The sequence below is a fragment of the Pseudomonas sp. BMS12 genome, from assembly GCF_001592875.1.
Lineage (GTDB): Bacteria > Pseudomonadota > Gammaproteobacteria > Pseudomonadales > Pseudomonadaceae > Aquipseudomonas.
Genome location: NZ_LSOF01000009.1, coordinates 179,135 through 190,982, shown reverse-complemented (window position 1 = coordinate 190,982; position 11,848 = coordinate 179,135). Strand labels below are relative to the sequence as shown.

Annotated in this window: 11 protein-coding genes; 5 read left to right on the top strand and 6 right to left on the bottom strand. The window is 66.0% G+C overall.

Annotated elements, in window-relative coordinates; genetic code table 11:
• Positions 1-15 precede the first annotated feature (15 nt).
• From AYB31_RS10005 to dksA, 4 genes are all read right to left on the bottom strand, one after another.
• Positions 16-2,970, bottom strand: coding sequence for a sensor histidine kinase (locus AYB31_RS10005; protein WP_068828215.1), 2,955 nt, complete (start codon positions 2,968-2,970; stop codon positions 16-18).
• A complete protein-coding gene (locus tag AYB31_RS21480; protein WP_153020693.1) occupies positions 2,954-3,130 on the bottom strand; it encodes a hypothetical protein in 177 nt (58 codons plus the stop codon). Before AYB31_RS21480 ends, AYB31_RS10005 begins: the two co-directional genes overlap by 17 nt.
• 90 nt (positions 3,131-3,220) lie before the next feature.
• Positions 3,221-4,108, bottom strand: a complete 888-nt coding sequence (gene gluQRS / locus AYB31_RS10000) for a tRNA glutamyl-Q(34) synthetase GluQRS (RefSeq protein ID WP_068828213.1) — start codon at positions 4,106-4,108, stop codon at positions 3,221-3,223.
• 93 nt (positions 4,109-4,201) lie between these two features.
• Positions 4,202-4,645, bottom strand: coding sequence for an RNA polymerase-binding protein DksA (gene dksA / locus AYB31_RS09995; protein WP_068828211.1), 444 nt, complete (start codon positions 4,643-4,645; stop codon positions 4,202-4,204).
• A gap of 185 nt (positions 4,646-4,830) precedes the next feature.
• Between dksA and AYB31_RS09990 the strand changes: the two genes are divergently transcribed.
• Positions 4,831-6,012 carry a pyridoxal phosphate-dependent aminotransferase gene (locus tag AYB31_RS09990; RefSeq protein ID WP_068828209.1) on the top strand — a complete coding sequence of 394 codons (1,182 nt, stop codon included), beginning with the start codon at positions 4,831-4,833 and terminating at the stop codon, positions 6,010-6,012.
• Entirely contained in the window at positions 6,002-6,706 is a 705-nt protein-coding gene (gene sfsA / locus AYB31_RS09985) for a DNA/RNA nuclease SfsA (protein WP_068828207.1), read from the top strand. The genes AYB31_RS09990 and sfsA overlap by 11 nt, the downstream gene beginning before the upstream one ends.
• 32 nt (positions 6,707-6,738) lie before the next feature.
• On the opposite strand, the gene AYB31_RS09980 is transcribed toward sfsA, so the two are convergent.
• Entirely contained in the window at positions 6,739-7,056 is a 318-nt protein-coding gene (locus tag AYB31_RS09980) for a Rieske (2Fe-2S) protein (protein WP_068828205.1), read from the bottom strand.
• 74 nt (positions 7,057-7,130) lie between these two features.
• Positions 7,131-9,425 carry a TonB-dependent hemoglobin/transferrin/lactoferrin family receptor gene (locus AYB31_RS09975; RefSeq protein WP_068828204.1) on the bottom strand — a complete coding sequence of 765 codons (2,295 nt, stop codon included), beginning with the start codon at positions 9,423-9,425 and terminating at the stop codon, positions 7,131-7,133.
• 212 nt (positions 9,426-9,637) lie between these two features.
• Here AYB31_RS09975 and AYB31_RS09970 point away from each other — a divergent pair, with 212 nt between their 5' ends.
• The 3 genes from AYB31_RS09970 to AYB31_RS22015 all read left to right on the top strand — a co-directional run.
• Positions 9,638-10,711, top strand: a complete 1,074-nt coding sequence (locus tag AYB31_RS09970; protein ID WP_068828202.1) for a hemin-degrading factor — start codon at positions 9,638-9,640, stop codon at positions 10,709-10,711.
• A gap of 1 nt (position 10,712) precedes the next feature.
• Positions 10,713-11,597, top strand: coding sequence for a heme/hemin ABC transporter substrate-binding protein (locus tag AYB31_RS09965; RefSeq protein WP_068828200.1), 885 nt, complete (start codon positions 10,713-10,715; stop codon positions 11,595-11,597).
• A gap of 53 nt (positions 11,598-11,650) precedes the next feature.
• On the top strand, positions 11,651-11,848 hold a 198-nt coding region (locus AYB31_RS22015; RefSeq protein WP_236715536.1), incomplete at its 3' end, for an iron chelate uptake ABC transporter family permease subunit.

Below are 11,848 nucleotides of genomic sequence, written 5' to 3'. Positions count from 1 at the left end.
TTCTTAGGTCACTACTCAGGTCGCTACGGACGTCGCTTCGACATAGCGCGGCAGAGTAACGCGGAATCGGGTTCCGCGCTGGCTTTGCGGGTCGGCCGGGCTGTCGATGGTGATCTGTCCATAATGCTCTTCCACGATCGAATAGACCAGCGCGAGCCCCAAACCGGTGCCCTTGCCGGGGTCCTTGGTGGTGAAGAACGGCTCGAACAGGCGGTCCATGATCGCCTGGGGAATGCCCGTGCCTTCGTCCTCGACGATCAGCTCGACGCTCTGCTCCGATGCTTCACTGCGTACGCGGATGGCACCACCGGGTGGCGAAGCATCGCGGGCGTTGGACAGCAGGTTGATCAGCACCTGGGCCAGGCGTTGTGGGTCGCCCTTGGCCAGGTGCTCGGGGTCGCACAGGTTGAAGAACTGCACTTCGGTGCCATTGCGATTGAGCGACAGCAGACCGATGGCATCCTGCGCTGCTTCGGCCAGGCTCACCGGGTACTCGGCCTGCTGCTGGGCGCCAGCGTGGGCGAAGTTCATCAGCGACTGCACGATGCGCGAGATGCGCTTGGTCTGCTGCAGGATCTGCCCGCTCAGCTCGACCATTTCCTCGTCTTCTTCGCGGTCCTCGCGCAGGTTCTGCGCCAGGCAGGCGATGCCGGTGACCGGGTTGCCAATCTCGTGGGCCACGCCGGCGGCCAGGCGACCGATGCTGGCCAGGCGCTCGGAGTGCACCAGCTGGTCCTCCAGCACGCGGGTTTCGGTAACGTCCTCGATCAGCAGTACCAGGCCGCTGTTGCCGGGCGCCAGTGGTTCGTCGATGGCGGCCTTGTGCAGGTTGAGCCAGCGCACTTCACCGTCCAGGGCCAGGTGTTGCTTGTGCTGGTGCTCTTCGCCCTGGGCGATGAAGTCCTGCAGCAGGCTGCGCCAGGGCTCGTCGAGACTGAGCAGGCGCGAGCCGACCACTTGTTGTGCACTGACTCCGGTGAGCTCTTCCAGGGCGCGGTTCCACATCAGCACTTCCTGGTCCTTGGCCAGGGAGCACACGCCCATGGGCAGGTCCTGCAGGGTCTGGCGATGGAAGCGGCGCAGGGCGTCGAGCTCGGCAGCCAGGCCGGTGAGGCGCGACTGGTAGTCCTCCAGGCGGCTCTCGATAAAGTGGATGTCCTCGCTGACATAGGCCTCGCTGCCGGCCTTGTAGGGCAGGAAGGTCTCGACCATATCCTGGGCCACGCTGGGGCCCATCAGACCGGAGAGGTTAGCCTCGATGCGGTCGCGCAAACGGCGCAGCGCGTAGGGGCGACGTTCATCAAAAGGCAGATGCAGGTCGCGCAGGGCGCGCTCCACTTCCTTTTGCGCGGTGACGGCGCCGAGCGGCTTGGCCAGTTCGCTGGCGAATTCCTGCGGCGATGCGGCCACCAGTTCGCGGCGCTGCGGACGGCGTACGTTGTCCACGGTGCAGGCTTCGGCGGCGCTTTTTTCCTCGTCGCTGGTTTCACTGAACAGCGAGACTAGGGTGAACACCAGCACGTTGGCGGCCAGCGAACCGACCGCCGCGTAGTGCCAGCTGTTCTCGTCGAGCATGTAGACGATGTCGAACCACGGCAGGTGCACGCTTTGCAGATTGCTGACCAGCGGGACCAGCATGCTCAGGGTCCACACCAGAATGCCGGTGAGCAGGCCGGCGATGAAGCCGCGGCGATTGGCGGTCGGCCAGTACAGCACCGAGAGGGCGCCCGGGAGGAACTGCAGGGTGGCGACGAAGGCGACGATGCCAAGGTTGGCCAGGTCCTGTTCCGCCCCGAGCAGCAGGTAGAAACCATAGGCGGCGGCGATGATGGCGATGATCAGGCCGCGCCGGGTCCACTTCAGCCAGCGGTAGATATTGCCTTCGGCCGGCGGCTGGTACAGCGGCAGCACCAGGTGGTTGAGGGCCATGCCGGACAGCGCCAGGGTGCTGACGATGATCAGCCCGCTGGAGGCCGACAGGCCGCCGACATAGGCCAGCAGCGCTAGGCTGCGGTCGCCCACGGCCAGGCCCAGGCCCAGGGTGAAGTATTCCGGGTTGGTGGTGGCGCCGAGCTTGAGGCTGGCCCAGAGGATCAGCGGCACCGACAGGCTCATCAGCAGCAGGAGCAGCGGCAGGCCCCAGCTGGCGCTGACGATGGCCCGCGGGTTGAGGTTCTCGGTGAAGGTCATGTGGTACATGTGCGGCATGACGATGGCCGAGGCGAAGAACACCAGCAGCAGGGTGCGCCAGGGGCCTTCCTGCAGCGGCGTGTGCAGCTCGTTGAGGGCGTGCTGGTTCTGCAGCAGCCATTGCTCCAGCTCGCCGGGGCCGCCGAACACGCCATACAGCGCGTACAGACCGATGCCGCCGATGGCCAGCAGCTTGACCACCGATTCGAAGGCGATGGCGAACACCAGGCCCTCGTGCTTCTCGCGGGTGGCGATATGGCGGGCACCGAAGAGGATAGTGAACAGGGTGATCAGGGCGCAGAAACCGAGGGCAAAGCGATCCTGCAGTGGCTCGCGGGTGAGGATGCCGATGGAGTCGGCCACGGCCTGGATCTGCAGGGCCAGTAGCGGCAGCAGGCCGACCAGCATGAACAGGGTGGTCAGCACGCCGGCCCAGGTGCTGCGGAAGCGGAAGGCAAACAGGTCGGCCAGCGACGAAAGCTGGTAGGTGCGGGTGATGCGCAGGATCGGGTAGAGCAGCACCGGTGCCAGCAGGAAGGCGCCCGTCACGCCCAGGTAGCTGGCGAGGAAGCCGAAGCCGTACTGGTAGGCCAGGCCCACCGTGCCATAGAAGGCCCAGGCGCTGGCGTAGACGCCCAGCGACAGGGTGTAGGTCAGCGGATGGCGGATTACCCAGCGCGGGATCAGGCCTTTTTCGCTGACCCAGGCCACGCCGAACAACATCAGGAGATAAGCGCAGCTGATCAGGATCAGCTGGCTGAGATCAAAGCTCATCGGCATCGCGTTGACTCTGCAGGATCAGGGTTACCACGATGAGGATCAGCCACAGCAGGTAGGGCCGGTACCAGGCGCCGCTCGGGTCGATCCACCAGTCCATGATGGCGGGGGAGAACAGATAGATGCCCACCACCAGAATCAGCACCAGTCGGTAGATGTACATGGAATAGGTCCGCGGGGAGTTGTGGTGGATGGTAATGGAAAAGCGCCGAGGGCTGGAGTCCGGATGTGCCGCGGCCAGCGGTTCCGGCGGTTAGCGGATTTGCGCCTCGGCTAGGGTGCGGCTGCGCGGGATGCGTGCGGTACTCCAGTGGGCGATGGCCCAGTTCAGTACTTCGCGCGGTGTGGCGCCATTCAGCTCGGCTGGCGGTTGCTGGCCGAGAGCGCGCAAGGCGCGGTTGAGCAAGGGCGCGGCCTGATCGGCCGGCAGCGGCGGCGAGCGGTAGCTCTTGCCCAGTTTGTGGCCGTCCGGCTGGATGATCAGCGGCACGTGCAGGTAGCGCGGCTGGTGCAGGCCGAGCAGCTCCTGCAGGTACAGCTGGCGCGGGGTGGAATCGAGCAGATCGGCGCCGCGCACGATGTCGGTGATGCCTTGCCAGGCGTCGTCCAGCACCACTGCTAGCTGGTAGGCGAACAGGCCGTCGCGGCGGCGGATGACGAAGTCGCCGACCTCGCGGCCCAGGTGCTGGCGGAATTCGCCTTGCACGCGGTCGGTGAAGCGGTACTCCAGCTCCGGTACGCGCAGGCGGATGGCGGCGTCGCGGTCGGGGTGGCCGGCGTTGCGGCAGGTGCCGGGATAGATGCCGCCGCTGCCTTCCAGCTGCTTGCGCGAGCAGGTGCAGGCATAAGCCAGGCCCTGGTTGAACAGGCGCTCGATCAGCACGGCGTACTCTGCGTGACGGTCGCTCTGGCGCACCAGCTCGCCGTCCCACTCGAAACCGTAGGCCTCCAGGCTATGCAGGATGGCGTCCTGGGCGCCGGGCACCTCGCGCGGTGGGTCGAGGTCTTCCATGCGCAGCAGCCAGCGGCCGCCGACGCTGCGGGCATCCAGGTAGGAGGCGAGGGCAGCCACCAGCGAGCCGAAGTGCAGGTAGCCGCTCGGGGTGGGGGCGAAGCGCCCGATATAGGCGGAGTCGTTCATGAGGCGGGAGGCTATCGGCTGGTGCTGGCGAATGCCAGCCCCACAAATGCAAACGGGGCGCCTGAGCGCCCCGTCGTGTAACTGCGATTCCGATCAGGAACCGAGCTGCTTTTCCTTGATTTCCGCCAGCGTCTTGCAGTCGATGCACAGGGTCGCGGTGGGGCGGGCTTCCAGGCGGCGGATACCGATTTCCACGCCGCAGGAGTCGCACCAGCCGTACTCGTTGTCTTCGATCAGCTGCAGGGTCTCGTCGATCTTCTTGATCAACTTGCGCTCGCGGTCGCGGGCGCGCAGTTCCAAGCTGAACTCTTCTTCCTGGCTGGCACGGTCGGCCGGGTCCGGGAAGTTGGCTGCTTCGTCCTGCATGTGGTGCACGGTGCGATCCACTTCCTGCATCAGCTCCAGCTTCCATTTGTTGAGGATGCTGGTGAAGTGAGCTCGCATCGGATCGCTCATGTACTCCTCGCCCTTTTTCTCTTTATAGGGTTCGAAGCCACGAATCAGCTGACTGCCGTTCTGTTTTGCTTTGGTGGGCATGGATGACCGCCTCTCACTTTCTCTGATCCATTGCGCAGGATCTGTTCCTTTGCCAGCAAATTCGCCGGCCCTGCGGCTGCAAGCCGGCGAACTTACCAGATCAATTCCGACGATGCTACTCCCGGTTGTCATGGCTGACGGGCAGTTGGTTAGAATCACTCCTTTTCCCGGATAAAGGAAGGCCAATGGCCCAGCCCTACAGCGGGCGCAGTCGCGCCATCGAACCCTTCCACGTCATGGCCCTGCTGGCCAGGGCCAACGAATTGCAGGCGGCCGGTCACGATGTGATCCATCTGGAGATCGGCGAGCCGGACTTCACCACGGCAGCGCCTATCGTCCAGGCCGGGCAGGCCGCGCTGGCTGCCGGTCACACCCGCTACACGGCGGCACGTGGCATTCCGCAGCTGCGCGAAGCCCTGGCCGGCTTCTACGCCGAGCGTTACGGCGTGCAGATCAGCCCTGAGCGCATCCTCATCACGCCTGGCGGCTCCGGCGCCTTGCTGCTGGCCGCTAGCCTGCTGGTCGATCCGGGCAAGCACTGGCTGCTGGCCGACCCCGGCTACCCCTGCAATCGGCACTTTCTGCGTCTGGTCGAGGGGGCCGCGCAGCTGGTGCCGGTCGGCCCCGAGAGCCGCTACCAGCTCACCCCGCAACTGGTCGAGCGCTGCTGGGACGGCGACAGCGTCGGCGCCCTGGTCGCGTCGCCGGCCAACCCTACCGGCACCTTGTTGCACCAGGATGAACTGGCGGCACTGTCGGCCAGCATCAAGCAGCGTGGCGGGCACCTGGTGGTGGACGAGATCTACCACGGCCTGACCTATGGTTGTGACGCCAGCAGCGTGCTGGAGGTCGATGACGAGGCTTTCGTCCTCAACAGTTTCTCCAAGTATTTCGGCATGACCGGCTGGCGCCTGGGCTGGTTGGTAGCGCCGGAGAACGCGGTGCCGGAGCTGGAAAAGCTGGCGCAGAACCTCTACATCAGCGCGCCGAGCATGGCCCAGTACGCCGCGCTGGCCTGCTTCGAACCGGCAACCCTGAGCATCCTCGAAGAGCGTCGCCACGAGTTCCAGCGCCGTCGCGACTACCTGCTGCCGGCCCTGCGCGAGTTGGGCTTCAAGATCGCGGTGGAGCCGGAGGGCGCCTTCTATCTATACGCCGACATCTCCGCATTCGGCGGCGACGCCTATGCCTTCTGCCGCCACTTCATCGAAACCGAGCACGTCGCCTTCACGCCGGGCCTGGATTTCGGTCGCCACCTGGCTGGCCACCATGTACGCTTCGCCTACACGCAGAACCTGGAACGGCTGGAGCAGGCAGTCGAACGCATCGCCCGAGGGGTCAAGACCTGGAGGCCCGATGCGCTTTGATCCGCCGCTGGAAGAAGGGCACCTGGTCAAACGCTACAAGCGTTTCTTCGCCGATATCGAGACGGCCAGCGGGCCGCTGACCATCCACTGTCCCAACACCGGCTCCATGCTCAACTGCCTGAGCGCAGGTGGGCGGGTCTGGTTCAGCCGCAATGACGACCCTAAGCGCAAGCTCAAGGGCACCTGGGAACTGGGCGAGACCCCGCACGGGCGCCTGGCTTGCCTGAACACCGGTCGCGCCAATGGCCTGGTGGAAGAGGCCCTGCGCGCCGGGGTGATCGGCGAGCTGGCCGGCTTCAGCGAGCTCAAGCGCGAGGTGCGTTATGGCGAGGAGAACAGCCGGGCGGACTTTCGCCTCGATTATCCAGGCGAGTCTGTCTTTGTCGAAGTGAAGAGCGTGACCCTGGGCTTTGCCGACTCGGCCGTGGCGGCCTTCCCCGATGCGGTGACCACGCGCGGCGCCAAGCACTTGCGTGAACTGGCCGCGTTGGCGCGCCAGGGCATGCGCGCGGTGCTGCTGTACTGCGTGAACCTGGCCGGCATCGAGGCGGTGCGCGTGGCCGAGGAGATCGACCCGGCCTATGCGGCGGCCCTGCGCGAAGCGAAAGCGGCAGGGGTCGAGGTGCTGGCCTATGGCGTCGATATCACGCCCGAGGCAGTGCGCCTGCTGCGGCGTCTGGACGTACTGGAGTAGGCGCAAGCTCTGCTGGTAGCGCCGCGCCAAGCCTAAGGCTCGATCCAGATACCGTCGCTGTCTTCCCGGCAGGGCAAGGACTGCAAGGATTGCCCGGCGCAGGGCCCGGTCACGCACTCGCCACTCTCGATCAGGAACAGCGCGCCGTGGTGGCTGCACTGCAGCATGCTACCGCTGGCGTCGAGGAAGTCGTCTGCGCGCCATTCCAGATTCAGGTCGCGGTGCGGGCAGCGGTTGCGGTAGACGTAGACCTGGCCTTCGCGGCGTACCGCCAGTACCTGCAGGCCATCGAGGGAAAAGCCCCGGCTCTGGCCTTCGACCAGCTCGCCCGGGGTGCAGAGAAGGACCATCACAACCTCCAGCAACGTGGTGGCGGATTATCCCTCAAGAGAAGAGGGGGCGCATCCTTGCGCCGGGATGAAGCTCAGTACTGCCAGGAGGCGGAGACGCGGAAGTTGCGCCCGACCTCGCTGTAGTAGTCGTCTGGTTGGGCGAGCGCGCCCGTGGGCACGTTGAGGGCATTCCAGTATTTCTTGTCGAAGGCGTTGAACAGGCCAGCCTGGAGTTTCACGCCCTTCAGTTCGGCGGGTTGCCACCAGCCGGTCATGTCGACCACGCCGTAGCCGGGTGCCTCGAAGTCGCCGTCGGTTTCCACCTTGTCGCGGGCAGCGGCCGCTCGCAGCATCAGGTCGGCACCGTACTGGTCACGCGCGTAGCTGAGGCCGAGCAGGCTGGTGATGGGCGCGACCGAACTCAGGCGCTGGTTGGTCTGGCGATCCTCGCCGTTGGCCCAGGCCACCGAGCCCCACAGCTGCCAGTGCGGCACGAACTGCCAGTGCGCCGCCACTTCGGCGCCGTAGATCTGCACCTTGGCGCGATTCTCGGAGCGGGTCACGCCGTAGGGGTAGTCGGCCGTGTCCAGGCCGATGGCGGCCAGGTCGGCAGCAGCCATGGCCACGTCGTCGTCGATGAAGTTCTTGTAGTGGTTGTCGAACAGGCTGATCGAGCCGCCCAGCTGCTCGTCACCCAGTTGCGCGCCGATCTCGTAGCCGTTGCTTTCTTCTGGCTTGAGCTCGCTGTTGCCCAGGCGCAGGTAGCTGCCCTCGGCGCCGTAGTTCATGTACAGCTGGGTGGCGTCCGGGGCCTTGAAGCCCTGCGCCCACTGGGCGTAGAGCAGCACCTGCTCAGCCGCCTGCCAGGTCAGCAGCAGGCTGCCGGAGAGCTTGTGGTCCGAGCTGGTCTCCAGGGTCTGATCGTTGGCCGGGTTGATGTTGTTGGCGAAGTCACTGCTGGCCTGTGGGTTCTGTTCGTAGTGGTCGTAGCGCAGGCCGGGAGTCAGCTTGATCAGGCCGTCGGCGAAGCTGATCTCGTTGCTGGCATAGAGCGCCCACAGGGTGCCTTCGGCCTTGGGCATGTCGGCCTGGTTGGTGTGCAGGAAGCTGCAGGCGCTGGGGCCCATCAGTTCGTTGAGCACGGCCGGGCAGTTGTCGTAACCCTCGGAGACCTGCTCGGTGTCGACCCGGTACAGCTCGCCCCCCAAGGTCAGGGTGTTTGGCAGGCCGGCGACGGAGAAGGTCTTGCCGATGTCGCCGGAAACCCCGTACAGCTCCTTCTCGATCTGGTTGTCGCGGCCAAAGGCGCCGCTCGGGTATTTGTACGGGTTGCCGCTGGGGCCGAAGACGAAGTCAGGGATCGCGGCACGCGAGTCGCTGACGGTGCGAATTCCGGTCTGGTCATCGTGGCGGCGCAGCTTCTGCCAGTAGGCGATGGCGTTGGCGCTGTCGATCAGGCTGCTGTCGTCCTCTGCACGGAAGGCGTAGTCGAGCGACAGGCGTTGGCGTTTGACGTGCTCGTCGGTGCTGTTTTCGCCGAGCAGGTAGGTGCTGCCCTGGTTAGTGCGGCTGTCGATGTCGTTCTCGCGCTCGAAGAGCTCGCCGGTGAAACCGAGCTTGTGACCGCCGGCGAAGCGCTGCTGCAGCTTGATCAGCAGGCTCTGCTGTTCGCTGTCGGCGGGGTTGGCCGCAGTGCGCGAGGTGCCGTAGCTGTTGTCGCTGCCGCTGCTTTCCAGCTCATGCCCCAGGCGCTGGCCGGCCTGCAACAGCCAGGCGGTGTCCTGGTAGCGGCCGGCGAGGGCGCCGTTCAGGCCCCAGCTGTTGTCGGCGCTGTCGTAGTCACTCTTGACCAGGCTGCCGAAGTCCTTGCCGTCGCCGAGCAGGTCCTCGGGGTTGAGGGTGAACAGTTGGACCGCGCCGCCCAGCGCGCCGGAGCCGACCGCGCTGGAGTTGGCGCCACGCACGATGTCCACCGAGGACAGGCCGTTGAAGTCGACCGAGTCGAGGCCACCCTGGGCGCCGCCGGTCGGGCCCTGGCTGCGCGCGCCGTCGGTCAGCCACGGCACACGGATGCCATCGATGGTGGTCAGCACGCGGTCGCGGTCGAGGCCGCGAATGTTGATGCTCTCCGTGGTGCGGCTGTAGTTCACCCCCGGCTCGGCGCGCTGGCCGAGATCATCGAAGCTGCGGATCTGGCGCTGGTCGAGGGTTTCGGCGCTGGTCTTGGTGGTGGTTGGCAGCGACTGCTCGACACCCTGGCCAACCACTTGTGTGGCGGCAAGTTCGGTGGCGGTGCTGGAGGTATCGGCATCCTGGGCGAGCGCCAGCGATGGGTTGAGCAGTAGCAGCGCCATCCATGGGCGCAGGGCGAAGGGTGGTTTGAACATGGCTGTACTCCCGCGATACGGCTCTGGGGGCCGGTTGAATTGGCGGACGCACGTTACTTGAATGCATTTCTTAAATGCAAATAGTTCTCACAAGCATTGGAAAGTAATTGTCGTTGATGTAGCCTGCGCTCATTCGCTTCATGTGAGGCGCCGCCTTCCTCTGTCCGGGGTGGGGGTGCTTCGGCCGTCATCTAGCCATTTCGAGGAACGTCATGAGCCTATCCACGCTGCCCGACAACATTGCCGCCGATTCGCTTTACCAGCGCTGGCAGAACCTGCGAACCGAACAAACCGGCCTGCGCGCCCGCGATGCCGCCGCCAGGCTCGGCGTCAGCGAGGCCGAGCTGACCGCCAGCCGGCTCGGCGTGGATACCGTGCGCCTGTGCCCGGAGTGGGCCGCGTTGCTGCCGGCGCTCGGTGAGCTGGGTTACATCATGGCGCTGACCCGCAACGAGCATTGCGTGCACGAGCGCAAGGGCTACTACCGGGATGTTTCGGTGATGGGTAATGGCCAGATGGGCCTGGTGGTGTCTGCCGACATCGATCTGCGTCTGTTCCTGTCCGGCTGGAGCAGCGTGTTCGCCGTCGCCGAACACACCGAGCGTGGCGTGCAGCGCAGCATTCAGGTGTTCGACCGCCAAGGCACCGCCGTGCACAAGGTTTACCTCACCGCGACAAGTGAAGAGGCAGCCTGGGCGCCACTGGTTGAGCGCTTTCGTGCCGAGGAGCAGAGCGCCGAGCTGGCCCTGCAGCCGTTGCCTGAACGTAAAGCGCTACGCGCCGATGCCGAGGTGGATGCCACGGTTTTGCGCGCCGACTGGGCCGCGCTGAAGGACACCCACCACTTCTTCGCCATGCTCAAGCGCCACGACGTGGCCCGTACCCAGGCCCTGCGCCTGGCCGGCCGAGAGTGGGCCGAGCCGCTGGCCAGCGCCGAACTGCCCAGACTGCTGGAAGAGGCCGGCGCGCGTGAAGTACCGATCATGGTCTTCGTCGGCAACCCGCACTGCATCCAGATCCACTCCGGCCCGGTCAGCAACCTGCGCTGGATGGGCGACTGGTTCAACGTGCTCGACCCCGAATTCAACCTGCACCTGAAGACGCCGGGCGTGGTCGAGCTGTGGCGTGTGCGCAAGCCCAGCAGTGACGGCATCATCACCAGCTACGAGGCCTTCGACGCAGAGGGCGAGCTGGTGCTGCAGCTGTTCGGTGCGCGCAAGCCGGGCATTCCCGAGCGTGGCGACTGGCGCGAGCTGGCCGAAGCCACTGCCGCCCTGGAGGTCTGATATGCGCCTGGCCAGAGTTCTCGCGCTGGGTGGTGGTCTGCTGCTCAGCCTCACTGCCGGCGCCGCCGACCTGCCGCAGCGCTGGGTCAGCTCCGGTGGCTCGCTCTCCGAATGGCTGGTGCGCCTAGGGGGGGAAAGCAAGCTGGTCGGTGTCGATACCACCAGCCTGCACCCGCAGTCGTTGCGCCAGCTGCCGAGCATTGGCTACCAGCGCGCGCTGTCTGCAGAGGGGGTGCTGTCGCTGCACCCGGATATCCTCATCGGCAGCGAGGAAATGGGCCCGCCGCCGGTCATCGCCCAGCTCAAGGCCGCCGGTGTTCGCATCGAGAGCTTTTCGGCCAAGCCTGAGCTGGCGGTGCTGGAAGGCAATGTGCTGCGCCTGGGCGAGCTGCTCGGCACGCCCGCCAAGGCTCGCGAGCTGGTGGCCGCCTACCGCCAGAGCCTGCAGTTGCAGGCCGAGCGGGTCGCGCAGGCGCAGGCACAACAAGCAGCGCCACGGGTGCTGATGCTATTGGGTCATGCCGGCAGCAACCTCCTGGCTGCCGGCAAGGACAGCCTGGCGGTGTGGTTGATCGAGCATGCCGGTGGGCACAGCCCGACCTCGCACAGCGGTTACAAGCCGATCTCCAACGAGGCGCTGCTGGCCATGGACCCGCAGGTGGTGATCTTCGCCGACCGCAGCCTGCACGGCGACGAGGCGCGTCAGGCCTTGCTGCAGCAAAACCCGGTGCTGCTGCAGACCCGCGCGGCGCGTGACGGGCGTCTGCTGACGCTCGACCCGACCCTGCTGGTCGGCGGCCTGGGGCCGCGTCTGCCCGAGGGGCTGGCCGAGTTGTCTGCGGCCTTTTATCCTTCCGCGCACGCCCTGACCGCCGAAGCCGACTGATGAATCCTGTGTTCCGACCGCGCCCCTTGCTGCTGGCAATGGGTGCTCTGCTGCTGCTCGCATTCTGGCTGTCGCTGGCCCTGGGGCCGGTCAGCCTGCCGTTGGGCGATACCCTGTTGGCCGCGCTGCGCCTGCTCGGCCTGCCCGTCGATGGCGAGGGACTGCAGCAGGCCGAGCTGATCCTCGGCCAGATCCGCCTGCCGCGCAGCCTGCTGGGCCTGTGCGTGGGTATCGTGCTGGCGCTGTCCGGC